Annotated in this window: 16 protein-coding genes and 1 pseudogene; 11 read left to right on the top strand and 6 right to left on the bottom strand. The window is 53.8% G+C overall.

Features of this window, described 5'->3' with window-relative positions; all coding sequences use genetic code 11:
* Window positions 1–79: 79 nt before the first annotated feature.
* The 7 genes from G9Q84_RS01610 to imm45 all read left to right on the top strand — a co-directional run bounded on the left by G9Q84_RS01610 (window position 80) and on the right by imm45 (window position 15,043).
* Entirely contained in the window at window positions 80–556 is a 477-nt protein-coding gene (locus tag G9Q84_RS01610; protein WP_181642794.1) for a DUF2059 domain-containing protein, read from the top strand.
* Between the two features lie 84 nt (window positions 557–640).
* Window positions 641–1,066: a hypothetical protein gene (locus G9Q84_RS01605; protein ID WP_181642793.1), complete on the top strand. Its 426-nt coding sequence runs from the start codon at window positions 641–643 to the stop codon at window positions 1,064–1,066.
* 481 nt (window positions 1,067–1,547) lie between these two features.
* Complete coding sequence (locus G9Q84_RS01600; protein WP_181642792.1) at window positions 1,548–1,964, top strand: hypothetical protein; 417 nt, start codon at window positions 1,548–1,550, stop codon at window positions 1,962–1,964.
* Between the two features lie 330 nt (window positions 1,965–2,294).
* Entirely contained in the window at window positions 2,295–3,815 is a 1,521-nt protein-coding gene (locus G9Q84_RS01595; RefSeq protein ID WP_181642791.1) for a tetratricopeptide repeat protein, read from the top strand.
* Window positions 3,816–4,528: 713 nt separating this feature from the next.
* Window positions 4,529–6,250, top strand: coding sequence for a ShlB/FhaC/HecB family hemolysin secretion/activation protein (locus G9Q84_RS01590; RefSeq protein ID WP_181642790.1), 1,722 nt, complete (start codon window positions 4,529–4,531; stop codon window positions 6,248–6,250).
* A gap of 31 nt (window positions 6,251–6,281) precedes the next feature.
* Complete coding sequence (locus G9Q84_RS01585; RefSeq protein WP_181642789.1) at window positions 6,282–14,708, top strand: hemagglutinin repeat-containing protein; 8,427 nt, start codon at window positions 6,282–6,284, stop codon at window positions 14,706–14,708.
* Complete coding sequence (gene imm45, locus G9Q84_RS29685; protein ID WP_081744377.1) at window positions 14,708–15,043, top strand: Imm45 family immunity protein; 336 nt, start codon at window positions 14,708–14,710, stop codon at window positions 15,041–15,043. The genes G9Q84_RS01585 and imm45 overlap by 1 nt, the downstream gene beginning before the upstream one ends.
* 133 nt (window positions 15,044–15,176) lie before the next feature.
* On the opposite strand, the gene G9Q84_RS01575 is transcribed toward imm45, so the two are convergent.
* The 4 genes and pseudogenes from G9Q84_RS01575 to G9Q84_RS01560 all read right to left on the bottom strand — a co-directional run bounded on the left by G9Q84_RS01575 (window position 15,177) and on the right by G9Q84_RS01560 (window position 18,433).
* The gene (locus G9Q84_RS01575) at window positions 15,177–15,488 is read right to left on the bottom strand and encodes a hypothetical protein (protein WP_181642788.1); all 312 of its coding nucleotides are present in this window, start codon (window positions 15,486–15,488) and stop codon (window positions 15,177–15,179) included.
* Window positions 15,489–15,992: 504 nt separating this feature from the next.
* Window positions 15,993–16,535: a DUF1523 family protein gene (locus G9Q84_RS01570; RefSeq protein ID WP_181642787.1), complete on the bottom strand. Its 543-nt coding sequence runs from the start codon at window positions 16,533–16,535 to the stop codon at window positions 15,993–15,995.
* Between the two features lie 187 nt (window positions 16,536–16,722).
* On the bottom strand, window positions 16,723–17,883 hold the full coding sequence (locus tag G9Q84_RS01565; RefSeq protein WP_181642786.1) for a lysozyme inhibitor LprI family protein: 1,161 nt from the start codon (window positions 17,881–17,883) through the stop codon (window positions 16,723–16,725).
* Window positions 17,884–18,114: 231 nt separating this feature from the next.
* Window positions 18,115–18,433: pseudogene (locus tag G9Q84_RS01560) on the bottom strand (histone-like nucleoid-structuring protein, MvaT/MvaU family).
* A 999-nt stretch (window positions 18,434–19,432) separates the two neighbouring features.
* On the opposite strand from G9Q84_RS01560, the gene G9Q84_RS01555 reads away from it, so the two are divergent.
* From G9Q84_RS01555 to G9Q84_RS01545, 3 genes are all read left to right on the top strand, one after another.
* Window positions 19,433–19,615 (top strand): hypothetical protein, encoded by a 183-nt coding sequence (locus tag G9Q84_RS01555; protein WP_181642785.1) that lies wholly within the window; start codon window positions 19,433–19,435, stop codon window positions 19,613–19,615.
* Window positions 19,616–20,119: 504 nt separating this feature from the next.
* Window positions 20,120–22,582 carry an AAA family ATPase gene (locus G9Q84_RS01550; protein WP_181642784.1) on the top strand — a complete coding sequence of 821 codons (2,463 nt, stop codon included), beginning with the start codon at window positions 20,120–20,122 and terminating at the stop codon, window positions 22,580–22,582.
* Window positions 22,579–23,346, top strand: a complete 768-nt coding sequence (locus G9Q84_RS01545; protein ID WP_181642783.1) for an HNH endonuclease — start codon at window positions 22,579–22,581, stop codon at window positions 23,344–23,346. The genes G9Q84_RS01550 and G9Q84_RS01545 overlap by 4 nt, the downstream gene beginning before the upstream one ends.
* 572 nt (window positions 23,347–23,918) lie before the next feature.
* Here the strand turns inward: G9Q84_RS01545 and G9Q84_RS29100 are convergent.
* Window positions 23,919–24,353: a hypothetical protein gene (locus tag G9Q84_RS29100; RefSeq protein ID WP_046072656.1), complete on the bottom strand. Its 435-nt coding sequence runs from the start codon at window positions 24,351–24,353 to the stop codon at window positions 23,919–23,921.
* A gap of 296 nt (window positions 24,354–24,649) precedes the next feature.
* Between G9Q84_RS29100 and G9Q84_RS01540 the strand changes: the two genes are divergently transcribed.
* Window positions 24,650–25,105, top strand: coding sequence for a helix-turn-helix domain-containing protein (locus G9Q84_RS01540; protein WP_181642782.1), 456 nt, complete (start codon window positions 24,650–24,652; stop codon window positions 25,103–25,105).
* 135 nt (window positions 25,106–25,240) lie between these two features.
* Here the strand turns inward: G9Q84_RS01540 and G9Q84_RS01535 are convergent, their stop codons facing one another.
* Window positions 25,241–25,507 carry a YebG family protein gene (locus G9Q84_RS01535; protein ID WP_015371285.1) on the bottom strand — a complete coding sequence of 89 codons (267 nt, stop codon included), beginning with the start codon at window positions 25,505–25,507 and terminating at the stop codon, window positions 25,241–25,243.
* Window positions 25,508–25,830: the final 323 nt, after the last annotated feature.

Below are 25,830 nucleotides of genomic sequence, written 5' to 3'. Positions count from 1 at the left end.
CACTTTTCCTAGAAGCTGGAGTGCGGTCCGCCGTACTCCACGGTCACCAAAGAAGTCTCAAGACAAAGGCAGGCATTTCATGACGAACGTTTCCAAATGGGCAATAACTGCGTTCTGCTCCGTGCTGCTGGCCGGTTGTGGTTCAAGCCAGGACAAAGCTGAAGAACTGGTCAAGTTGATGGGCATGGACGTCCAATACAAGATGGTAGTGCAAGTCGCAACGTCGGGTTATGCATCCAAATATCGCGAAGTCGCGCCAGAAAAAATCAAGGCCGTGATCGAGGACAACATTTCCCAGGACCTCTTGAAAGATACCTTGGTCCAGGTATACGCAGATCACTTTGATGCCGACGAGCTCGAACTGATGATCGAGGCCAACAAGCATCCTGATCAGGCGATGAAAATTATTATGGGCTCTAAGGACGGCATGAAGCTGGCAAAAAAATCCATGGACGCCCAGGTGGATCTGCAGCGTGACATGGCCAAGGCGTTCGAGGAGCGCGATGAGGACATTGTCGACGAACTGGACGACCTCCGAAAGGGTGCCCGCGGCTGATCCTTCATTTGCTCCGAACTACGGTAATCGACGCGGCTACTACGAACAGTTCGAGGTAGCGTTTGGCAATTCATGGAGGGTGGGATGAGGTTTATTTTGGTAATGCTGCTGGTGCTCAGCGGCTTCGCTCACGCCGGTTGCGGCAGCATCAACAACGACGATCAACGCGCCTACTGCTACGTCAAAGAGGGGAATGGGAGCTGCGCGAGCATTAAGGACGACGATCTGCGCGCTACCTGCTATGTGGAGGCCGGCAATGGCAGTTGTGCGAGTATCCGTGATGATGACAAACGCAAATACTGCTACGTGAAAGTGGGCAACGGAAGCTGTGCAAGCATCAACAATGACGACTTGCGTAACGCCTGCTACGTCGAAACAGGCAACGGGAGTTGCGCGAGTATCCGTGACGACGATCAGCGATACTTGTGCTACGCCAAGACTGGCAATGGCAGTTGCGGGAGCATCAAAAACGATGACTTGCGACGTCAGTGTGAAATGGTAAAGCGCTGAGAGCCTTGCTTGAGCCGGGCCGGATTATCGATAGCGCGACTGTATTTGTGAAGCAACCTGAGCTTTGCCATAACCTCCAAATTCCTGTACAGGATGGCCACTGTCGAGTTGTGGGCCGAGTGGAGGGAAATATAGATGGGACCTGGACTGTTACACCAAAACCAGAGTTGCCAGTGACCTTCGAGCTACCTGCAGGTGAATGACCCCTGATGTATAAATCGGATGATTGGCACATGGTTGGAGGAACCCCTGCAGTAGCAGGATTAGCCGCGGTGACAATTTTCTTGGCCGGTATTGGTGTCTGGGGGAGCTTTTGGGTGAAGCGGTGGCAGGTTCGGCGGAGTAATATTGGTGGGCTGCAGGAAGGGGTATAGGGGGGCCTATATTCGTCTGGAAGATAACTGATCTCAAATCGTAAAATTATCTGGTCGTTTACTTAGCCTCACGGACCTGAGAATGACCACAAATCAAGGAATTAAAAATGACGACGTCACCGGATCCTTCTGATCAAAAAAAACTGCCGGATGCTAAACAGCTATTCGTATGGTTTGCTGCGTTTATTGTTTTCATCATCGTGTCAGTGTTGGCGTTTTTTATCGGAGTACAGTGGAACTGGACGTTCGCCGCGGTACTGGCGTGCACCTGCGGAGGGCTACTGGTTATTGCACTCCCGATAGAAGATTGGAAAAAATCGGCTATCGGCGTTGTTCTTGCAACTGCAGGCTATCTAGTCGGTCTTCCTGGAATGCTAAACCCAGTGGATGATGTGCAGATCACACCCTTTGCGGTTGGCGTTGGTGGTAAGGAAATTACTGTCACGGTTGGAAAGGGTGACTGCAGATTTCAAGCGAAGGGAAACATCCTCACTTGTAACGCTCAGGTCCGTCCTGCCGAGTAAACGCCAGCCTTCACCTGGTGCAACTCGCCAAAAGGAAATCATGCCTCTCAAAGCGTTGCTGGCTGTGTAGCCAATTGCATGGACTTGACCACCCATTTGCATCGGATTTGACCGGCGCACTGGGTGGCCTTGACCGGCAAAAAACGGCTAAAAGTGTACCGTCATCTAGAATCGGGGATTGGCTTTAAACGGAACGGCTGGTCAGTTGAGCAGACCACTTCACACTGTGTGATCATTGACGCGACACGGGGTATTTTCAACGTCGCTTTCATGTACCTCTCTGGATACGCGACACTGTCGGTAAATCCCGCCTGTATTTAAGGCCGTACGATGAACGATATTGAGTTTGCGCACAGCGTCAGCCCTCAGTTGGCTAACCTGTACGAACAGGCAAAGAACCTAGGTGCTTCGACGCCGGGTTATGCAGTTACTTTCTTGAGAAGCTTCGCCGAAGCGTTCTGCGAAACGCTAGTTCCGACTATGGATCGGGATCTGAATCTTGATCGCAAGATCGCGTACCTACGAGATAGGCGTTTGGTAGACCACAGGGTGCTGAACCCGTTACGTATCCTACAAAAAAATGGGAATGTTGCGGCTCACCCGAAGGCGTTTAGCTATACGTCCCACGACTCAACTGAAATGCTTAGCCAGGCGCTGCCCGCCGCCCTCGGATTGCTTGAGTATCTGCATTCCCTGAACCCTGTGCTCGGAGAGTGCCCTGAATACACGGTCACACCATTCACACAGCACAACCTTCGAGAATTGAGCTACATCGCTATTTTTGAGGAAGACGCTGAGGCGCGCTACACGCTCGGAGTCCATTTCAAAGAAAAAGCTAATGTCCTAAAAACCTCGGAGGTAATGTTCAGAGCTGATGACGGTTACGGCCTTGAATCCCGAAAGTCTATTGATCAAGCCAATATTTGGTTCAAACTCGCCGCAGACGGTTCACATGTCGAAGCGATGTATGAATACGGCGTCTACCATGCGCGCCTCCAAGGCGATGAATTTCAAGAACAACGCCAAAAAGGTGAACACTGGGTTTGGCGGGCTAGTGATAAAGGCTGTGCTAGTGCGTTAGCTTTTATCGGCGATTGCCACTTTTGGGGATCGGCTCGATACGAGCAAGATTTCGAGTACGCAAGAGAGCTGTATCAACAGGCTGCCGCCCAGTCTCATCCAGGAGCACTTGCTCAATTGGGGGAAATGCATGAACGTGGAATCGGCGGCCCGAGAGACCTCAACGCTTCATTCGAATGCTCTTTACAGTCTGCCGAGGCTGGATTTCCGCAGGCACAATTTCACTTGTACACGCTGCATCAGCAAGGCCACGCTTTCGCCGATGACCGCCTGAAAGCTATCGCCTGGCTAATCGAAGCAGCGGAACAAAAGTATCCAGAAGCGATGCTTGAGCTCGGCAGACTTATCAGTCAGAAGCTCATTCCGGGCCGACGCGAAATTGATGCTCAAGCTCTTTATGAACAATGCATCAACAGCGAAAAAACTCGAATAAAAGCCAGGTATGCACTGGCTCACAGCTTGGTAAAGCAACTGGACAATCTAGACGCATTGCAATCAGCGCTGACGCACATTACTAACTGCCAGGATGAAATCACTGCTACGTCACACCATAAGGATCTGCTTCCTGCGTGCCGAAGGCTTGCCGCATATATCTGGGAGAAGATACAGAAAGCTATGGCTAGCGCACACCCTCACCTTACGTTTCAAATAACTGCCCCGCCCCTCATCGCAGACGAACCGCCCCAACGGGTCTACGTTGGCTCGCCGGTAGGCCGGAACGATAAATGTCCCTGCGGCTCAGAGAAAAAGTACAAGCACTGCTGCCGTTGACGGCAACATGGGGCTCGTTCACTCTGCACCTGGCTCGACCCTGAAAACACTGTCCATACCTGCGTATCCTTCTATTCATTGGTCTGAAAGCTTCGTATCTGACGATTATCAGTCAATGACATCATCTTGGAGGCAGGCCGTGAAACCCGCAGAACTGATAAGCGGAGCGGAGAGAGTGATTGAAGCTATTGTGTTGGGGCTGATTGAAAACTGACCCAGCCTCTAGTGGGTCAGTTTTCGGTCAGCGGCAACAGATTGCTGCCCTTCGTGAACTTCGGCTTCAGATCGTTAGCTGTCTTCCGCGAAGGGCCGCTATGGGTTGAAACCGTCCTTCACGACTGGCTACTTCCAACCCTGGCAGATGCTCCCATCTGACCTATGCAAAACTGGGCTGCTTGGATACCTCAATCAATGATCTCAAGATCTGTGGCTTCCCGGGGTATTTATCTGGGTGCTGGGTCAGTTATTTGAAGTGCTGTTGAAACGGCTAGCTCTTTTGAATCGCGGAGAGTTGAGAATGTATCGCCTTGCCTGGTCTTGCTGGTTTTCGTGGGAAAATACGCAGAAAATAAATACCTGTCGACTCAGACAGGAATTACGAATTGCGTATCACCCTTGATACAGTTTCCGACGAGTGGTGACTTGACCCCCTTATTCCCTCTCTCTACTCTCCCGCCACTTTATGGATACTGCTGAATTTCGAGGGATCGAAAATGTCATTACTCGTCTTCCGGGCGAGGTTGTGTATTGCGTTGCTATGCCTTTCTCCGCTGAATGCCGCTTTCGCTGCCCCCACCCCAGGTGACACGGACCTTATCCGTGACCGACAAGACCGCCTGCTTGAAGAGCAGCGCCGTCGCCTCGACGAACTCAAAGAGTTGCCCGGTAAAGTCGCCGCTCCGGCAGCGCCAGTGGCACCAGCGGACAGTCGCTGTTTTCCAATCAAGACCATCGAGCTGCAGGGTGCCAATGCCTTGTCCGATGGCGAGCGCGCCAAGCTGCTTAAACCCTATACCGAGCAGTGCCTCGGCGTCAGTCAGCTCAATGCCTTGCTCAAGGCCATTACCGATTACTACCTGGAAAAAGGCCTGGTCACCAGTCGGGCCTATCTGCCGCAGCAGGATCTATCCAACGGCAATCTTAAGGTGCTGGTGGTCGAGGGCCGGTTGGAAAGCCTGAAAGGCGCCGAAGGCAGCGGACTGTCAGACCGTGAACTGACGATGAGCTTCCCCGGCAAACCGGGTGATTTGCTCAACCTGCGGGAGATCGAGCAGATGGTTGACCAGCTCAACCGCCTGCCTTCAAACCGCGCGCAGATGGAACTGGCCCCCGGCCAAGCCGTTGGCAGCAGCCAGGTACTGGTGAAGAACACCCCACAGAAACCCTGGCGCGTTGGCCTGTCACGGCATAACGACGGCCAAAAGAGTACCGGCGAACAGCAGTGGGGCAGCTCCTTTGATTGGGACAGCCCACTAGGGTTGGGTGACCAGCTTGCTCTGCGTGGTGGCCATGACGCGGTCAGCGATCACCAGAAAACCTCGCGCAACGCCATGCTCTATTACAACCTGCCATTCGGTTGGTGGAACCTCAGCTACACCTATAGCCAGACTGAGTACCGTACGCAGGTCGAGGCCTTGGGCTTCAATTACAAATACAGCGGCGACAGTCAGAACCACCAACTGCGTCTTGAGCGTGTCATTCACCGTGATGCCCTGAGCAAGACGTCGATCAGCGCCGGGCTGGCGCACGTGCGCACCAATAATTACATTGAAGACGCCAAACTTTCCGGTAGTAGCAATCGCATCAGCGAAGCTCAGTTTGGCATCAACCACGGTCGACGAATTGGCAGCGCCTTCGTCAACGTGGACCTTGGCATGCAGAACGGCATCGGCGCCCTCGATGCACAGAGCAATCGCACCATTACGGGCGACAAGCCCAGCCCCAGCGACCCGAATTCCCGCTACCGCAAATACACCGCCACCCTCAGCTACTTGCAGCCGTTCACCCTTTGGGGCGAGTCGTTCAGCTTCAGCAGCCTGATGACCGGCCAACGCAGCGAAGACGTGCTCTACAGCTCTCAGCGCACTAGCCTGGGCGGGCAGTCTTCGATTCGCGGTTACAAGGACCAGACCCTGTCCGGTGACAGCGGCGGTTACTGGCGCAACGATCTGCGCTGGAGCCGTCCGGTGACCTTCGACTGGCTGCGCCCGGTGTTTGCCGAATATGGCACCAGCCTCGGTTACGACCAGGGCGTGATCAGCCATGGCCGCTACAACAGCGAGACCCACGGGCGCATGTCCAGCAACTCGCTGGAACTCTTTGCGCGCGGCCAGCATGTGGCCGCGACCGTGACCTTTGCCCATTCGCTGGAGCGACCGGCAGTCATCACAGAGCGCGAAGCGCCGATCTACTTCCGCATGGATGTGTTCTTTTAATTTTTTGCTGCACCTGCCTTGAGAGATTGACATGGACGTTCGCCACCTGGCCTTTCTGGCCCGCCAGCCTTCTGCTGCCTTGAAAACTCGTGCGCGTTTCCTCGGCATGCCCAAACGCGGCCTGGCCATCATCCTGGCCAACGCTATGTTTTGGCAGACTTCCCTAGTGCAGGCCGACGGCATCGTAGTCAATGGTCCGGGCACTACGGTTGGCCAGGCTGGCAATGGCGTGCCGGTGATCAATATCGCCGCGCCCAACGGCAGTGGTCTCTCCCACAACCAGTTCCATGATTACAACGTCGGCAGCCAGGGCGTCATCCTCAACAACTCGACGCAGAACCTGCAAAGCACCCAGTTGGGCGGCTATATCGTCGGCAACAGCGGCCTCAACGGCCAGGCCGCGAAGATCATTCTCAACGAGGTCAACGGCGGCAGCCCCAGCCAACTGCGGGGCTACACCGAAGTGGCCGGACAATCGGCCCATGTCATCGTTGCCAACCCATACGGCATCAGTTGTAACGGCTGCGGCTTTATCAACACGCCGCAAGCGACCCTAACCACCGGTAAACCGGTGATCGAAAACGGCCAACTGACCCGCTACCAAGTGGACGGTGGCAGCGTCGCCATCGAGGGTGCGGGCCTTAACGCCACTAATATCGACCGCTTCGAAATCATCACCCGTTCAGCAAAGATCAATGCCGAGATTCAGGCGAAAAACCTGACCATCGTTGCCGGTGCCAACGACGTTGATGCAACAACCCTCAAGGCCACCGCTCGCGCTGCCAACCCGGCCGATGCACCACAGCTGGCCATCGACTCCTCTGCCTTGGGCGGCATGTACGTCGGGACCATCAAGCTGGTGGGAACCGAAGCCGGTGTCGGGGTAAAACTCGATGGCGAGATGATAGCCAGCGGCGGTGATATTCAACTCGATGCCAATGGTCAACTGACTCTAGCCGCTGTTTCTACCACGGGTGATGTGAACCTCAAGGCGCAAAATATCGCACTGACCGACACCACCTACGCGGGCAAAGACGTCAAGGTCGCAGCCGCCAACACCCTGGATATTCAAAAGAGCCTGACCGCGGCGGGCAACCTAGAGGTCGAGGGTCAGCAGATCACCAACACCGGCAACCTCAATGCCGGGCTCAGGGATGATGGCAGCGCCAACCAGGCCAGCCACCTGAAGATCAACGGCGGAAAACTGAGCAACAGCGGTAATATCGTAGCCCAGGGCAGCTTGGGTACCGACCTGCAACAACTTGATAACCGTGGGGCAGTCATCGCCAGCCAAGGCGCCGCAACACTCAAGGTCAGTGACACCCTGGACAACAGCAATCAGGGCTTGATCCTCAGCAAGACCGGCGGCCTGACCGTCACCGTCAAGCAAATGGATAACCGCAAGGGCACGCTGCAAGCCACCACCGGTGCGCTCAACGCCACTGGCAGCGATTTGCTGGACAACCGCGAAGGCAAGATTCTCACTGGCGCGGGCGCCATGACCCTGAGCGCCGACACCCTACGCAACAATCAGGGCAACCTAAATGCCGTCGGCGGCAAGTTCACCGCGACCACGGCAACGTTCGACAACAGCCAGGGCGATACCCGCGCCGAAAGCGTCGAACTTACCAGCACTGCAAAACTCACTAACGACCGTGGCCGTATCGTTGCTTCTGCTGGCCAGCTGCAACTCAACGGTGGCGAGTTGCGCAACGATAACGGTGAGCTGACAGCGCTGCAGCAGCTGAGTGTCGACGCATCAAGCCTCAAAAATGCTAAGGGCATTCTGAGCGCCAACAACATCAATCTTAGACTGGCGAACACTCTCAACAACGATCAAGGCTTGATTGAAACCGGTCAAACCTTGGGAGTTCTTGCCGGGAGCGTCAGCAACAGCAGCGGTAAACTGCGAGCCTTGGGGACCCTGGGCAAAAGCCAGTTCCAGGTAGGCGGTCTGTTCAGTAACGATAACGGCCTGATCGAAATCGGCAACGAACAGTTTGCCTTGAGCAGCACTGGCTTGAGTAACCAGGCCGGTACAGTGCGCCACCTCGGGCAGACCTTCGACTTGGCCCTGACCGACGCAGGCAGCGCAGGCGGCAGTTTCATCACCAACGGCGCCCTTAACCTCGATCTGGCCGACTGGACCAACACCAGCCTGATTCAGGCGCAGAAAATTGGCATCAAGGTCGGCACCTTCAGCCAGTCCGCCAGCGGCAAGCTGATCTCGGTCGAAAACCTGGTGGCCAGTGGCGACAACTGGCAAAACGACGGTAGCCTGGAAACCGAAGGTAGCCTGACTCTGGACCTGACCGGCAGCTATAAAGGCGCTGGTGCCCTCAAAAGCCTGGGCAAACTGTCGTTCAATGCGCTGAGCGCCGAGCTTGGTCAGGGCGCGCAAGTGCGCAGTGGCGGGGGCGTGGACTTCAGCGTGGGCAGCCATCTGCTCAATACCGGTGTTCTTACAGCTACGGGTGACTTGCTGCTCAAGGTCGCCAGCCTGACCAACCAAGGCACGCTGGGTGCTGCCAGGGCACTCACCATTGAGTCGCCAACCGTGCTCAACGAAGGTGGCCTGATCTTCAGCGGCGCCGACATTGTCGTGCGCGCTGGCTCCTTTACCAACAACAAAGGTGACGTTTACAGCCTAGGTAAATTGGATATCACGGCAGCCAACGGCGCGTCTGCCAACCTGATCGAAAACATCTCCGGCACCATTGAGAGTGCAGGTGACATGAACCTGCTCGCCACGCGCTTGATCAACCGCAAGGACGTCTTTGCCTTTGCGCCATCCTTGACCAGCGGCTACATCACCCTCTACGGCACCGACAACTGCAAGGGCAAACACTGCGAAGCCTATTACGGAGTCACCGAAAATTACGGCGCTAAGATCACCCAGGATTCTGCTCGCGGCGCCCTTATGGCTGGCGGCAAGCTGAACTTCAAGGGCGACCGGGTCGACAACGAATTCAGCACCATCGCCTCCGGTGGGCCGATGTTGCTCGACACCCAGGTGCTGAAAAACACCGGCGCCGGTGGAGGTGAACAGCACAACTCTTCTTACACCATCTACACCAAGAGCGAGAGCGCCTACTACACCTTCATCAATAACATGGGCGCTTACAACGCCTATAACAACCCGGACTCCGCCAGTTACAACCCTGCGGCGATGCCCTTTGGCGCAATCGCATTGGGCGAGCGCACCGGTTACAGCGTGATCCAGACCAGCGGTGCGCCGATTGAGAGTGCCACCGCCATTATCCAGAGCGCCGGGACGGTGGACATCACTGGTAGTCAGCAAATAGAGAACGGCTTTATTCGCCCAGGAACTGTCTATGCGGGCGGCGCTGATCGTGTCGACTCCACGGCAGTGACCAGCAACACCCAGGCGTTACCGCAGTTCAATGCCCAGTCGGCGCCTGACCTCACCCAGAAAGCCGTTGACCCCTTGGCGCTGCCAGGTTTTAGCCTACCCACGGGTCAGAACGGCCTTTTCCACCTAAGCACCAACCCGCAACACAAGTACCTGGTGGAAACCAACCCGGCGTTTGCCAACCTGTCGAACTTTGTCAGCTCCGATTACTTGCTGAGCCGCCTGGGGTTTGACCCGGATCAGGCGCAACGGCGCTTGGGTGATGGACTGTATGAGCAACGTTTGATTCGTGAGGCTGTCATTGCCCGTACCGGTGCACGCTTCATTGCGGGCCTGGACAGCGACGACGCGATGTTCCGCTACCTGATGGACAACGCCATCGCGAGCAAGAGCCAACTCAACCTGGCTCCCGGCATCTCACTGACCTCTGCTCAGGTCGCTGCGCTGACCCACGATATTGTGTGGATGGAAGAGCAGGTTGTCAGCGGTCATAAGGTCTTGGTGCCGGTGCTGTACATGGCGCAGGCGAATAACCGCCTGGCGTCGAGCGGGGCCTTGATTCAGGGCACGGATGTTGCGCTGATCTCAGGCGGTGACCTCAAGAACCAGGGCATGCTGCGGGCAACCAACACCCTGCAGGTCAGCGGGGAAAATATCAGTAACCAGGGCTTGATGGAAGCCAACGAACGCTTGTCGATGCTGGCCACTGACAGCATCCGCAATGCCCAGGGCGGGATTTTCAAAGGTAAGAATGTCAGTGTTACTGCGACTCAGGGCGATGTGGTCAATGAGCGTTCGCGGGTCAGTCAGGACACCCAGTATGGCGGCAGTGTTCAGCACCATGACTACGTCGACAATGCCGCGCGGATCGAAGCCGCGAATACCCTGAGTGTGGCGGCTGGTCGAGATATCCAGAACAGCGGCAGTGTCTTGCAGGTCGGTGGTGACGCCAAGCTGATGGCCGGTCGTGACCTCAACTTGGTCGCCACCGAGCAGGTCGACAGCAGCAGCGGACGGACGAGAAAAACCAGTTGGAGCCAGAGCCAGACCACTCAGCACGGTAGCACCGTGGCCGTCGGTGGAGCATTGACGGCAACTGCCGCGCAAGACATCAAGGTTGTGGCTAGCCACATCAGTGCGCAGAACGCCCTGGACCTGACTGCCGGACGTGATGTGGTCGTCGCGTCTGCCGCCAATGAAAGTCATCGTGCATCGCAGAGCAAGAAAGTCAAAAGCAGTAATGACCAGATTCGCCAGCAGTCCTCAACCCTCCAGACGGGTGGGGATTTGTCCATCAAGGCAGGCCAGGACCTGACCCTTGTCGCCAGCCAGATGAAAAGTGCCAAGGACGTCGCGCTGGATGCCAACCGCGATATCAACCTGCTCTCGGCCACCGACGAAACCGCTTCGTTCTATTCCAAGAAGAGCAAAGGCTCGTTCGGCCGCAGCAAAAGCGAACAGCGTGAAAGTTACGACAGCACCAACATCGCCTCGGTGGTGGAAGCGGGCAACCACCTCACAATCAACACCAGCAAGGCTGCTGACGGCAGCATGAACCTGGGCGGTGGCCGTGACGTTACTGTCATCGGCAGCAAGCTCAAAGCCCAAGGCGACCTGATGGTCGGCGCCACCGGGGATATTGCCGTTCTGTCGGGTGTTGAGGAGCACGGCTCCTACAGCAAAAAGACCAAGTCCGGATTCCTTGGCTTGTCTAAGAGCGGTGCGAGCCAGCTGAAAACTAGTGCTACGCAAGTCAGCAGTGAACTGGCGGCCGGCAATGACCTGGTGATTGCCGCCGGTAACGACGTGCGTCTGCGGGCCAGTGAGGCGACCGCGAAAAATGATGTGGAGCTGCGTGCCGGGCTGATCAACAAGGACGGCGATATCAACCTAGTGTCGGCCAATGACACTGCGTATAGCCAAAGTGAGCAATATAAGAAAAAAGTCGGGCCTTCGGTGTCTGGTGGATTTCTGTCCTTTGCGTCTGCCAAGGAAGCAGGGCGGACAGCACAATCGAGCACCAGCGTTGGCAGCCAGGTGAATGCCGAGCGTGACGCGAGTCTGCAGGCCGAACGAGATATCAATGTAGTCGGTAGCGGTATTTCGGCCGGGCGCTATGTCAGTTTGGATGCAGGCCGTGACGTCAACGTTGTCGCTGCGCAGAATAGCAGCAGTGAGCAGGAGTCGAGCAAGACCAAGCAGGTCGGCATCGGTGTTTCGGGTGATGACAATGGTGTAAGCCTGTTTATCGGCGCCGATCGAACCAAGCAGAAAGATCGCATTGAGCAACAAACGGCGGCTGCCAGCAAAATCGTCGCTGGTGAAGACCTGGAGATTGTTTCTGGGCGCGATATCAACCAGGTTGGCTCTGACCTCAAAGCGTCGAACGATATTGATCTCAGGGCTGGTCGTAACGTCAATATCGACGCGGCAAAAGAAACGATGTTGCTTGAGCAGCAACGTGAGGCTGAGCGCAACGGCCTTACCGCTACGATGAATCATAACTTTGGAAACACCAAGAAGGCTGTCAACGGCGCGGGTGATGGGGAGGACAATGTTAGTAAGGCCTCTAGTATCCTAAAAGCGATTGACTCGGTGAGTCAATTTCTCGCGGGTCCGACTGTGGATGCCAAGTTCGGGAACAGCAAAAATAGCAGTACGCAGCAGATTATCGAGCAGACCAGCCGCTCTTCGACCTTGAGCGCCGGCAATGATCTGAGTGTATCGGCCAACAACGACGTGCTGGTTCGTGGCGGACTGCTGGATGCTGGTCGTGACATCAATATCAAGGGGCGGGATGTCACGCTAGATGTTGCCAAAGGTAGTTACAGCGAAGAGACCCGCGAGGAGCAAAGCTGGGGCGGAATTCATGGTGGTACCAGTGGCGGCTTCAAGGTCGGTGTGGGTGGTAGCCACGGCGTGTCGAGCGCAGATGGGATACAAGGGAGCTCCAGTCCAACTCAATTAAACGCTGGCCGAGACGTCAGTCTGCAAGCTACTAACGATTTGGGTCTGATAGGGGCGCAAGTCGGAGCCAGCCGAGATATATCGCTGACGGCGGGCAATGAGCTGAATATACGTTCAGCTCAGAATGAAAGCTCCAATGAAAATAATAGAGCCAGTGGTGGAGGCGAAGTCGGCTTTACCTTTGGTTCAGAAGGTGTGGGGGTCTATGCCAGCGTCAGCTTAGGGAAGGGCAACCTTGAGCGTGAGGCTGAGCGGCAGCAGGAGGCTTATCTGTACGCGGGTGACCGGCTCAGTTTCAACAGTGGTAAGGACACCAATATTTCTGGGGCCACCTTACGGGGTAATGAGGTCGTCGGCCGAGTCGGGGGCAATCTCAACGTTTCCTCGGCAACCGATACCGGGAAGGTCAAAGGTAAAGAGTTCGACATCAATGTGACCGTTACAGTTGGACCGGGCGCCGGTGTTAGCGGCTCTGTCGGCTACGGGGCTACTACGGGTAAAACCAATTGGGTGGGCCAGCAAACCTCAATTACTGGTGTTCAAGCCGTAGATATTCGCACCGAAAATCACACGCAGATTGATGGTGCATTGATCGCTGCGGATAACGGCAACCTCAAACTGGATACGGGCACGCTTGGGTTTAGCGATATTGCCGGTAAAGACAAAGAGCACGGTTACTACTTGAATGTAGGGGGTACCTACAATGCTGGTAGTAGTGGCGGGACAGCTCAGGACGCCAGTCAGACAGGTAAAGGCAAGGAAGGCGAGAGTGGCTGGAGCGTCAATGGCTGGAATTACGAGAAAGACCGTGAGCAGGTCGTCAGGGCTACCGTAGGTTCTGGCGAAATTATTGTCCGCGATGATAAAAATACGGGTGGAGATTCTACGCTAGGGCTTAATCGCGATACGAACAAAGCCTACGAGATTACCCAGGACGAAGAAAGTCGAACTGATCTGTACGCGACAGGAACGTCAGTCGGTGCCGTGCTTGATCCCGGCAAAACCTATGATCAGTGGAAGAAGAATGTTTCCCTATATGGGGAAAACAGTGCGGCAGCTTTTGCGAACCTCCAAGAAATTTTGATGACAATGGAGCTTCTCGCAGAGAATGTCACCGATCTTGATATGGCTACTCGCGTCGCTAATAATGAATTGAATACCAGGCGCAATGTTAGATACTTGACCAGTAAAGATCAGTCTCGTCGACAAGAGGGTTTTCGGTACTTTCTAACAGGTTCGAAAGATGACGAGTTAAGTACCAAACAGCAGGTGCTAGTTTCTGGCATGGCGGATATTGCGGCGCAAGATCCTGAGAAAGCCATTACTCTTATGTTACAAGTTTTAGGCTTGCAGAAGTCTGAAAATCCAGGCCAGAAAAATTTGGCGCCTGTTGCTGTTGGTGGTGCTGCAGTGGCAGCAGCGATCGCCGTCACGCTAATCGTCGCGGGTCCCGCCACGCCAGAAAACCAGGCGCGAATGAGAGAGGCGGTTAACGGCATTATTAAAGATGCCTCAAGCTCTACAATTATGGCCGACCTCCAAATGAAGTTGGCTGTAGAAATTATCAAAACCTATTACGGTACGAGTTTCCCCATTGAACTTTTGGACGATAAGAACCGGGCGCTAGTATTCCCTATTCTTGATATCGGCCCGAACCCTTCCTCTGGCGGTTATGCAGGTGGCGGACTCCCCACAACCAATCCTAATAGTGGGGGAAGTCAGATTGTCGATCCCTCAAGTGGAAGTTATACTACCCCGGTAGTGGGGAATCCGTCGCTTGGTCTTGTTTATAACCTTCCAGGCGGTCAGTCGGCTTCTGATTTCGAGAAAGGGTTGGTTAGCTTGCCTCCTGGGGAGCGAGTGGCGACTGTAAAGACCACGGCCAAGGAAGTTGCTGATTCGCTTGGGTGGAAGAAAGATAGCCGTCTCAGTAGGATGAATTCGCGAGACGTTTATGTCGGTGGTGATGGTTTTATTTACTCGGTTGATACCCAGCATGGTAGATTCGAGCAGTTAAATGGTAGGAGCGGAGCGCATATGGGAGAGGTTAAGTTCGACCTTAGTCCTGTAGATAACTCAAAAGACTCTTCTGGTGGTCATGATCTGAGGGTTAAGTAATGGCATGTGTTAAGCTGGTTGAATATGCAGGTGAGCTGATTTCGCGCGGCTATATATTTAGACTGCCAGCAAGTTGGCCGTATGAAAGTGTTGTGGATTTCATGGTTGTTGATCTCCCGGATGAGAAATTTGGGCACTCTTTGGTCGTTGCGTCTGGAAATAAGTCAGGGTTGATGCTCATTCAGCTCCCTATCGAAAGTCGTGCTCCTGGTCACGGGATTTCGACGAGGTGGCTGATTGATAACTGGAGTAAATGGGTGTACCCGGAGTGTGATGTGAACGATGTTTTCTTATATGAGAGGTCGGCTGCTCCTAGTTGGGTAAGCACCGCTTGAAAGCAGTGCTTGTATGTGTGTGGACGGCTTTTGTTTTCGTTTTGCTACGGTGGAGGGCTTGGGGGTAAATGTTTTCGAATGGTGCTTCACCCCCACCAATCCTTTCCTTACGCCCAAAGCTTGACTCGCTGAATCAACTCTCCAGCTCAACCGTAAGCTCGGTGACCTCGCCCAGCTCCTGCTGAAGAGGATCCAAACGATTTGCCTGTTCGCGAGCCCAGGCAATCCACGCCTTGGCTTGATCAGGGCTCGGCATCGCTTCCTGCCGCAGCTCCACAGCCTTGATAAAACGTCGCAACCGCTCGGCCCGCTCCCACTGTTCGGTGTGGGTCACCAGGCTTTGGCGAAGCCGGCGCTGGATCTCGTCTTCCCGTACTGTCTGGGTACGTTCACGGTCTTCTTCCGCCCATTTTTGCCGACGGGCCTCGTCTTTTTCGCGAACCACCTTGGCAGAGGCTGCCGCAATGACCAGGTTGTAGAGGATCTCGGGAGCTTGTCTTCAAGGCGCTTGGCCTGGCTATCCTTCCAGTTTCTGCGCAGGCCCTTGTCCATTCGCGCATCAATCTGGAAGGTCAAGGTGCCAGTCGATGTCCGCTCGTACTGCGGCTTCCGAAACCCTGGCCCGGTAAAGTTGGGTTACCGGATCGAACTGAAGGGCGAATCGATGCGCAGACGTGCAACGAATTGACGACGGCAGGGACTTCAGACTAACAATGCAAACCTGCGTCGCTGCGCTCCGACTGCCTGTCCAAGTGGATGTGGATCAGGTGTCAAAGTGAGCATAGAACGAGTGTCCAAATGATCGTGGGCTGAGTGTCCAAGTGTCGTGGAATCCGCAGGCCGGATAAAGGAACCTCACCTACAAAAATGCCAGTCAGGTAACTGACTGACATTTTTCATTCTGCGGCTAACGAATCTTCCAAGCTGAAAAGGCGAGTTGTTCAACCGCTCAACCCAATACTTCGCCCCTGGTCTTGCGCTTGAAACGCCGGCGCAGGAAAAAAAACATATACAAAATCAGCAACGTGCCTACGGTGAGGAAAATCGTGTTGAACCAAGGAAACGGCTCTTCGTGACTATTCGTGGCTTCGATGTCTGTGATGTTTGGGAACACGGACAAGATTTGAATGCGCCAGCCGTAATAACGGATGAGAGCCAGCTGCTGGGCATCTCGTGAGTAACCCTGGGCCCTTGCCTGAACGTCGGCCGAGTCAAACTTGAAGTACCACGGAAAACTCCACCCGGTATCTTCATTGCGATAGACCATTACCTTTTTAGATGTTGGGTGTTCAGTGTTAATGAAATACACATCCCGGGTTGGGCCTTCCGCTGGGTTTTCAGCATTGATGACGCCGTCATCGTCCACACGTTTTACCTCAACGCCGGTGATGGCCACCACGTCGTATTGCGGCAAAACATAAAACAGACCCAGTCCCGCGCCAGTGATTACGAGCAAGATTGCGCCGATAACCACCCCTTTGATCCACATCATATTTGTGCTCCATTTTGATCGTCGAATTCTGCCCCAAATCGATCTTGGGTTTTCACCTTTGACCGCTGGGGTGCTACTAAACATGGTTAGCAAATGTGTAGGTGCTGCAGTGATAGTAACGACGGCTCAAAAAAGCCCAGGAATTCTCCCGGGCTACTTATCTGCTGAAGCACGCGATCGCCCTGGCTTATGCAGGTGCTGTATCAAATTCCAGGCATACGGAAAGTGAGGTGAACTCAGGTCGCCGGCAGACCCAGGCAGTAAAAGCGGTGTAAGCCACCGACAAGCCTGTGATCAGAGCCATGGTTTGCTTCTTCTCTCGACTGTTTCTCGCAGCAGCACGCGCTTGAGATTCACCTTTGCGTCGAGCACTGTTCGAAAAGAGAGACGCGATCAGCATTCCAATCACCGCATAGAACACTGTGATGAGAGTGAGCTTGGCAACAATAACTAGGCTGATACTCAGAACTCCCTGGTTAGTCCGGAAGGTCGCGAATACGGCGTATGCAATGGCCAAGATAATCCCGGTACCCAACGCTATCCCTGAGACCAAGCCAGGCATTTCAAGCCAGCGAAGGATCAGAGCCGAAACGGCACCGATCGCGGGCAGCGCATTCGTGATCGCAGCATCGGTGTAGTCGGTGTAGATCGTGGCAGCTTCTGTATGGTGTCTCCAGATAGCCAGGCAAGTGATCAAAGAACCTATCAAGAGCGTGTATTTCCATGCCGGGCCTGCCCAGAAGGCCTGCCACATGCGTAGCACTGCTGGTTTCTCAGCTACAGGTTGAGCAGGGCGCATTTGCTGTGCCGAAACCACATAGGCTGGGCTCTGAGAGGAGGGCGCCGGTTGCACACTTTGAGACGGTGTCTGAGCCACCTGATGCTGCTGAGGAGATTGTTGTCTTTGTTGACGGGGTTGTTCCTGAGCGATCCGGTACTGCTCATCTCTTTGGGAGCTGACAAGTTCCTCTGCCTGGCGCTGAGCTTCATACTCATCCTTGCGCAGCTTCTCTTCTGCTGCGTATGCCTTACTTTTTTCAACGCGGGAGTAATTATCCAGAAAGGTGACACGAGCTCCCATGGTTTGATCGAGACACTTCTGGGTGGCGCACTGATCTCGTACGGACAGCCATTCGCGTTGTGACTGGCGCAGACCATCCGGGTGCTCTGTTTCAGCGAGGGCTTTTTGATAGGCTCGACCGAGAATGCTGTCGACGCCACTCAGATAGCCGTCCTTACAGATGCTGGATTCCGCAAAATTTGCGGCCTTGGAACAATCAAAGCTTGCTGCTATTGAGTTACAGGCCACTAATGCCAGCGTAAATGCGAGAGCGTTGCGAAACATCATCCGGTTCATCCCTAATTCCGTTATCCAGTACCCAGAAGGGTATAGTAGTTATCGGCCGGGCATGTGAATACGTGAGGAGGTTCTGCATGCTCGTGTGGACGCGTCAGTTGTCGTGGATTAGACGGGCCATTCATAAAAAAACCTGGGATACCTCCCTAGCTTTTGGTGTTATGGTAAAACTTATTGAACAGTAGCCCAACCTTCGACTACGTAACCGCCCCACTTGGCTTTCTACTCTTTCAAAGTTTTGTGGTTTCCACCTTTTGTTTCGATGACTTCGCCGTTGTGCGGGTTGTTGTATTGTTTGACTTTGCGAGCGGCACGTTCAGTGCTTTTTTCGTTTGAGCGCTGACTGGCCGACCAGCGCGTTTAGGGTCGAGGAGTGCGATCACATCACGCAGGCTCTTGCTGTACTCGCCCATCAGATTTTTCAGCTTTGTTTCGAACTCAAGTTTTTTTGCAAGCCGTTATTGGACTTCGAAGAATTCAAACGAGCTTTAAGCTCTTTGATAGCTTCTTCGGTGGAGCGGGATTCGTTGATCAAACTCATTTCAGCAAATCTCCTTTAGGTGGTCTTCCATCTTGGGAATTCAACCTCAGTGCCGTTTGGCGATTGCCTCGTTCATGTGGTTACAGTTCTCTTTTATGTGATTGTGAAACTAAGCCTAATGCTTAGGAAGCAGTCGTCGGTCTTATTGTTGATCAGATGACGCGGGATTAAGTAGCGACCGTTGCAAGAGAATACCATGGTTCAAGTATGCCGCCGTAAGAAAGTGAGACGAACTTTTCCTTTGTTGGCGACTGGTAACTCAGACTCCCGTACGCTGATTGGATCAGCGGTCTTGCGTACGGTAGAAAAGCTAAGTTGTGGAGGAATTCCAGACGCGGTTCTAGTTGTGAGCGACTTATCTCACTCGGGGGTCGAGACTCCCTCGATGCTTTCCATCTCGGAGTCAGAAGGGGTACTTAGAATGTAAGTGCGCATGGACCAGATTTTTGCGTCGGGCCAAGACTTGAGGGCCGCGTCTTCATCCATGGCGTATTTTGTTTTATCATCTTGGCGTGGGATTCGTTCAGCTGGAACTTGACTTCGACCTCCGAGTCGGTTGGGCTTATGGGGAGGCTCATACGGAAACGCTCAATAACGGTCATAATGATCTCCAATCTTGCTGCGCGCCAGACCTCCGCCAGTCCTCGACGAAAATGCTATTGAGCAAGCAGTCGCCCGCTGAGTGATCATTGAGAATATAAACTATGCGCGTTGGGCAGCAAATCAGTCCCGATAGAGGGCGTATGAATTTTGGTGTATATCCGAATATATCCTGCTGACTATAATTTATAATCAGCAGGATATATTCGGATATTTTCCGCCGGTAGCTATGCATCACCACAGCAGCGCTACCCTTGCGTTCATTGCCGACACAAGAGCGGTTGAGATGATGTTGATTCAAGTGGCTGAACCGTTTGCCTTGTGAACCACCATGCTGCAGCGTTTGGTGATACTTTCACCCCAAAGCGCTCCAAACGATTAGACCTAATGAGATTGATCATGAAAGGCAAACGTAAGGCCAAAACAATCAAGTGGCTCATGAAAGATCAATTCGAGAGGGAGGCTAGGCTGATGCTGCGAAAACGATCCCGTGATGCTTCGAACCATTTCCTTGATGCTGCAGCTATTTTTGGAGTCGGGCATGAACCGGTAGGCTTGCTAAGCGGAAATTGCGGTGAGTGATATTCTCAAAGTTCGCCTCCTAATGTTGTAAACCCTACGGATAATTGATTGCCGCGGTTTTTTTAGGGGTATAGGTTGACTGCTACTGGCCGATTGCCGCCTGGCGCGAGGGGCAGCAATCGACCCATTACAATCGCTCATCAACGCAGAAACCGGCCAAAAGCAGCCCGTCAAAGAATCTAAGAAACTCAGGGCGATTCACCTGGGTGGTAAAGAAAGTTCAGTCGCCTGGGCTCTTCCGGCTTGGCAATCCTTCTCCCCCGCCAGCCTTGGTTTGTTGCCTTGTCCAAACGCGACGTGTCGGTTGTTTCGCCAGTCATAACCCGTTACTTTTATGCCGTTTTGCCTCCGCCCCTGCAGTTGTAAGGCGCTGCGGCTCCGCGTGACTGTACTGAGTATCATTTTTCCCGACGAACTCACCCCTAGTTATCGCGGTTCCTGCAGCAGGGCCGCCCGCGGCGCAGGCCGCCTTCCATCTACAAGGTTATGTAATGGTAATGCACGATGTTTGACGAAAAGGATTTTGCCGTCGCCCAGTTCTGGAAGATGTTGAAGAAACGTATCGCTTCACGCGAGCGAAGCGACGATCGCCAGGTGGATAAGGCTCTGCTGCAGATGCTATTTATCGTAGCACTCGATCGGGGGCTGTTATCGATTTCTGCTAAGAAGCCTATCCACTTCAGGCATCTTTTGCGCGAGCAGCACGATCAGGAATTCAACCGGCAGTGGAGGGGCATCTGTGATGAATTGATCGGCATTCTGGACTTGCCACCGCAGGCTGAATTTTTTGGATCAATTATCGACAGATCCTTCTTCACAGAAGCTTTCGAAGCCATTGACGGTGAGCTACCCCGTTCACCGGACGAGGTGTTGAGACTGTTCGATTATCTGTTTTTCGCCAGCTCTGCCGCTGATCTTGGGGCCAGTTCACGCTACCTGAGCATGGTCGCCAGGTTCTCAAGCATGTTGGCTCGAAGAGCTTTCAGACGAGTCGAGGCATTCGCATTGACAGGTGAGTTCCTGTCATTGAGTCACTCCGGAACGCCTGCTATTCCACCTGGATGGGACCCTGTCATTGTGCGCTTCATCAAGGGATGGGAGTTTGAGTTGCGACTTCGCATGGCTTTTCTTCAAGCCGCTACAAAACAACTCGATGAGAAGGCCTTTGGCGACCTCAAGCTCCTGTCTGGGGATTTTTTCCTGATTGACGCTCCTCGGAAGCTGTCAAATCGTGTTTCAGGCGCTTTTCAGCAGCCGCGATCAGTATCCGCTGCCGACAGTTCTGTGCAGATGCTGGACGCGCTGCTAAGCCACAATCATTTTCTCGAAGGCGTGGTGATGGTTCGCGGTTCAGAACGGATCGCTATCAAACACGAGATTCAAAGAGTGCGAGAGTGGTTGGTGGAGTCGGGGATGCTGGTCGCAGTGATCGATTTTCCCTCGGGCAGCCGCAATACGACTATTTCCCATAGTGCGTGGGTGCTTCGTGCCCATTCGAGCCCTCCGAGTAAGGCGGTGCTGATGGCGGACATGCGAGCACTGTTACCTGCCAATCATCGTGATGGTTGGACTGCTTTGGCCGAGTTTGCGGCTCGTCTGGTCCTTGCGTGGGAAGGGGATTTACATCATGCCGACTGGTCGCTGCCGGATAGGACCAACAGCAGCGACAAACGCCTGCACAATATCTACCTGAGAGAATTCGGTGATGGCTATCGTGACGTGGCTGGTGTGTGCGCGCGCGTGTCAAGGCAACAGCTGTTGGCGAATAATTCTCGTCTACAAGCCCGTGACTACCTGGCTTCTCAGAAGCCCCGCATCTGGGCTTCCGGACTGGATAGTGCCGCTATCGCGCAACTGCTAACAGCAAAGCGAGAGCCCCGTGAGCCAATCTATGTGATTGGGAACAATGGTGAGGGTAAGAGCCTGCTACTGCGTGAAATTGCAGAACAGTCTGTAGACCAAGGGCGCGTCACGATTGGGGTAGCTTTTGGCTTCAGTGATCGGTTTGCCCATCGCGTCCAGAAGAATAAAGAGGACGTTTTTTTCCGTTATGAGGGTACTCGCAACGCCAATTCGACAGCGTCAGGCAAGAAGGTCGCCTTGGACATGGGTAAGAAGATGTTTGACATTCATTGCGATCCCCATCGACTGGCGGCGTTCAGTATGGGATTGGAACTGTTGGATTTCAGGGCGCGGCGGTATTTGGTGCCTTTTACATCTGAATGGAGCGGCCAGGATACCGATTTGCTGGTCAGCTCGACAGTTCTGCTGAGTGATCTTGCCAAGGATAATATAGATTTAGTTGAGCCGAGCGCGTTGGCGAGTATGCAGCCTGCGCTGGGGCGCATGAGCGCGCGCAGTGAGGTCACGCCGTTCTCCGAGCTGAGTTCGGGAGAACAGCAAATGCTGGCTTTACTGGTGAAACTGGTAGTTTCGGCGACGCCAAGCGCCCTCATATTGATTGATGAGCCCGAGATTAGCCTGCATGTGAGTTGGCAGCGCTTGCTGCCCGTCATGCTGAGTAGGATGTGTGAGCACTTCGAGTGCGACATGGTGGTAGCGACACACTCTCCTCTACTGGTAACGAGTGCATTGACCGCCAGTAATCGTTGCTTTGTTGCCCGAGATCAGCAGTTGATCCCTCTGCGAGTCCATGATCGCGGCTCTGTTGAGCGGGTGCTGTTCACTGGCTTCGGCACCCATACTGAAAATAACAGACAAGTACACGAACGTTGTGCCGCGATTGTCTCGGAGGCCATTAAAGCCGTGAACGCGGAGCATCAAAATCTACAGGTCGTCACCCGGTTAGAGGAGGAGCTGGTTGCGATGCGCCGCACCGTCCACTCGGCAACTGGACAATTGCGCAGTTCATCCCTTGATAGCGAACTGCTGCTGATCGAAAAAACTCTCGAGGCGTTGGTTCAGTTGCAAACCTGGGCTCAGGAGACTGGGGAGGGTGGGCGGTGAGTCTGTTACCCGCAGGTCGTGACCGGCTAGCAGAAGAAGCAGCGTATCTGGCGAAGAGCCATCGGAGGGTGAAGCGTCGCCCCCATGCGGCGGATATCATGAAGGGCGAGAGTTTCTTTGATGCTGAACGTAGGGAAAGCCGTGATGTATGGGGTGAATTCTACAAGACGGAGTGGCAGACACCCGAAGGTCTAATAACGGGAGCGGAGCTGATGTCTGCTCTACGCGATCATTTGGCTGAGTTGCAAGAAGAGCAGTGTTGTTATTGTCGGCAGCCGCTTCTTAAAGGCGGCTTCGCACGCCCGATTGAACACGTCCTTTCCCGGTCCGAGCATCCAAGATTCACCTTGCACTTCTGGAATCTCGCGGTCAGTTGCGAACGCTGCAACCGGCTCAAGGGAAATACACAATCGGAGACTTTTGCGCGCTCTCTCTCCAGTTATCCCGGCCACGTGGATTTCATATCTCAGTATCATCCAAGGTTGCATGCGTTTGATGCGCACATCAAATATGCGGCCATTATCCAGAATGGGGTCAATATTCCGTTGTATGCCGGGCGGACCGTCCATGGTCGAAACCTTTGTTCGCAATTCCTTCACGCGGCCGCGCTCGAGATGACCCTTTTATCGCCCAAGTCGAAGCTTTATGGGGACGTGACCACCATTCAGAACTTTATCGTCAGTCATGACGAGGCTGCCATTGACAGGGTTCAGGCGGTTCAGATTGCATTGATCGAGGCCATGGTCAACGCCGCCACTGGTTGAGTATGACGCGAGCAAAGTGGCGAGACTGACCCGACCACAGGTCGGTACTTGCAGCGGAGATGATCGAACGGTGTGCGTCGCATTACCTCAACTCACTCATTGATCCTTTTCCAGGGTTTGTACCCTTCCCACTCGATCTACAGCTGAACGACCGCACTTGGCCGATTCTGTTGAAAAGTAGCTCCCCTGTTTGACCTGCGGCAAAATTGCTTCATTGGCCGGCGGGGGATCACAGAGCATGATGGGTGTTGGCGCCGATGCCGAGTTGAACCAGTTGCCGAGATTTCACTGACCCAGTCTGACTCCTCGTGAATTATTGTCTGTGCTCGATTGTTGCAGTTTTAGAGATGGGACAGTCTTGCGTCGGCAATTGGGTCAATCCGGAGTCAGCATCAACACTTACGTCTAGTCTATGCAGTTACGCACCTTGCTGGGCACCAGTGCGCACTGGCGCGTAACGACCTCAGTCGCTTTGACATCAGCATCAATTCATTCTAAGCGCCGGTGCTGACATCAGTATTGATGTGAATCACAGCCGCGGATGTAACAATCCCAGCTGTACCAACGGAGACTTAAGCGAACTTGGGACTTTTCGTCGACTTGCGCCTCAGGTAGAGGGGAGCGTACATCTGGTGACTGGCTGATCTGGGAACCGGCACTGAAATCCGAGGCAGGTGATTTTCCAAGCGCTTTTTCGAGAACCACACCTGCGATGTCTTTTTTTTGCGAAGGTCCAGCTCTCCCATTTTGTAAACACCGTGAGAGGTGCGATATACAACGGCACTTTCTTGAGTTGCTATGCCTTGGAAGCAAATAATTTGGTCCAGATCTTCCAAACTCCATCTGTCGGAGCGGGTCAGGGCTGGTGGGCATAGCATCTGCACATGACTGATCACAACGTCAGGAGCAGCATTCAGATAGTACTGAAGTTCATACGCACAGCTGACCATCGCGGCGCGATCACTCATCCCTGTCTGGGCTGAGGTAATGGTGATAAGAAAGCCCACCCCCTCTAGCTCACAGTGTGTCCTAGTGAAAACTTTACGTTCTGCAGGGTCAAGTATATATATCAATTGCCAACCCATTCCCAATTCAGTCCGTGCCGCTCGTACACCCACAGTGAAAAAACATTCGGTATCGCAGTACGCATCTCGACTGCGTTGTGAGTGTTTGAGGATTTGTAGAACGTTCCTGGAAGGATGAGGATTCCAAGCTTTCGCGCTATATATGCATGGTATACCCCCACGATGTGATGCGTCAAAGCGTGGCTTTATTCTCTCTTTTGTGAGTACACGGAAGAGAGATGGATTATTTGGAGGCTTTAGGGCAGGTCATAAGGGAAGTCCGGGTTGCTGCTGGACTCAGTCGAGAGGGCTGTGCACAAGTCCTAAATCGAGATCATCTTGCCAAGGTCGAACAAGGGCGTCAGGCCATTTCCGTTCTCAAATTCTATTCTTTATGCGAGTGCCTGGGCATCTCCCAAAGCCTTTTGCTTATGGCTGTGGAGGCGCGCATGGTTGGGGTCGAATTGGAAGCCTATCGGCATCAGCAAGAATGTGATTTAAACCGACTGCTCGGAGCTGGCCTGCTGAGTAGTGTTATCAATCATGGCGCGAGCCGCGGGGTACGTGGAAAGCGGGCAGAAGATAATCGTTTGGCCATCCAGACTTTGCAAACCGAAGGATTAGCAAAAATGGAGATCGTGCGTAGACTGGGTGTCAGTCGCGCCACAGTCGACCGTTATTGGCTTAAGCGATGAGCTACCAAACACTCCCGAGGGGGTTGTAATCTTAGAAATATTCCAAACAGTCCGATTACGCTGGAGCTTAGTTTGCATAAGCTCCAAGCGCTTACTAAACGGTCAATCACGCCCGCTCGAAGGCCCAGACCTATTTCATCCTTCAGTCCCAGCGGCTTCAGTAAGCTCGCTCAAAGCGCCCACATTGTTTTTGAAAGCTGCTGCAAACACTGAGCGATTTTTAGCCATGTAGATGCTCACATCTTCTGCGTGTTTCTCAGATATCCCCGGTACATGCTTCATCAGTGTGTCCGTGAGCAGCTCCGCCAGCTCAAGCATTTGATCATGCGCATCAGCGAGTTTGCGGTCCACAAAAGTAGTCTCCAGGTCTCGGGTACTGCGATAAAGAGTCTCAACTGCCATTTTTGGCCTCGTCGTCTGTCTGTTTGTCCAGTGTGTATGAGGAAGCATTTGTTCAAAGCAAATGCTGGCCGATGAATCTTGCGAACTGTTTCACTAAAGTCCTACGAGCTAACTAGGCAGGGTGGCAAAAGCGAAAACTAGGCAGGGTAATTGGTTTCGAAGGAAAATCTCTCTCCATTTGGATGCGTAGGCTACTGATATCACCGCAGTTTTAGAGGCACCCATCCCCGACCAATGGCTATCTAGGCAGTCCACTAGTCCGCAAAACTATCAACAAACGCTCCAGATCTCGGCTGCTGCGGTATACCACTTCGACGGCCATT

Origin of the sequence: Pseudomonas sivasensis, assembly GCF_013778505.1 — a bacterium.
GTDB lineage: Bacteria > Pseudomonadota > Gammaproteobacteria > Pseudomonadales > Pseudomonadaceae > Aquipseudomonas > Aquipseudomonas sivasensis.
The sequence above is the reverse complement of the archived record's forward strand: the minus strand, read 5'-3'. Positions and strand labels throughout refer to the sequence as shown.

Excerpts from the sequence above, each read along its gene's own strand:
- G9Q84_RS01555 (WP_181642785.1), top strand. The coding sequence starts at position 19,433 with ATGAAAGGCAAACGTAAGGCCAAAACAATCAAGTGGCTCATGAAAGAT.
- G9Q84_RS01585 (WP_181642789.1), top strand. The coding sequence starts at position 6,282 with ATGGACGTTCGCCACCTGGCCTTTCTGGCCCGCCAGCCTTCTGCTGCC.
- G9Q84_RS01540 (WP_181642782.1), top strand. The coding sequence starts at position 24,650 with ATGGATTATTTGGAGGCTTTAGGGCAGGTCATAAGGGAAGTCCGGGTT.
- G9Q84_RS01550 (WP_181642784.1), top strand. The coding sequence starts at position 20,120 with ATGTTTGACGAAAAGGATTTTGCCGTCGCCCAGTTCTGGAAGATGTTG.
- G9Q84_RS01605 (WP_181642793.1), top strand. The coding sequence starts at position 641 with ATGAGGTTTATTTTGGTAATGCTGCTGGTGCTCAGCGGCTTCGCTCAC.
- G9Q84_RS01595 (WP_181642791.1), top strand. The coding sequence starts at position 2,295 with ATGAACGATATTGAGTTTGCGCACAGCGTCAGCCCTCAGTTGGCTAAC.
- G9Q84_RS01600 (WP_181642792.1), top strand. The coding sequence starts at position 1,548 with ATGACGACGTCACCGGATCCTTCTGATCAAAAAAAACTGCCGGATGCT.
- G9Q84_RS01565 (WP_181642786.1), bottom strand. The coding sequence starts at position 17,883 with ATGATGTTTCGCAACGCTCTCGCATTTACGCTGGCATTAGTGGCCTGT.
- G9Q84_RS01535 (WP_015371285.1), bottom strand. The coding sequence starts at position 25,507 with ATGGCAGTTGAGACTCTTTATCGCAGTACCCGAGACCTGGAGACTACT.
- G9Q84_RS01590 (WP_181642790.1), top strand. The coding sequence starts at position 4,529 with ATGTCATTACTCGTCTTCCGGGCGAGGTTGTGTATTGCGTTGCTATGC.
- G9Q84_RS01610 (WP_181642794.1), top strand. The coding sequence starts at position 80 with ATGACGAACGTTTCCAAATGGGCAATAACTGCGTTCTGCTCCGTGCTG.
- imm45 (WP_081744377.1), top strand. The coding sequence starts at position 14,708 with ATGGCATGTGTTAAGCTGGTTGAATATGCAGGTGAGCTGATTTCGCGC.
- G9Q84_RS01570 (WP_181642787.1), bottom strand. The coding sequence starts at position 16,535 with ATGATGTGGATCAAAGGGGTGGTTATCGGCGCAATCTTGCTCGTAATC.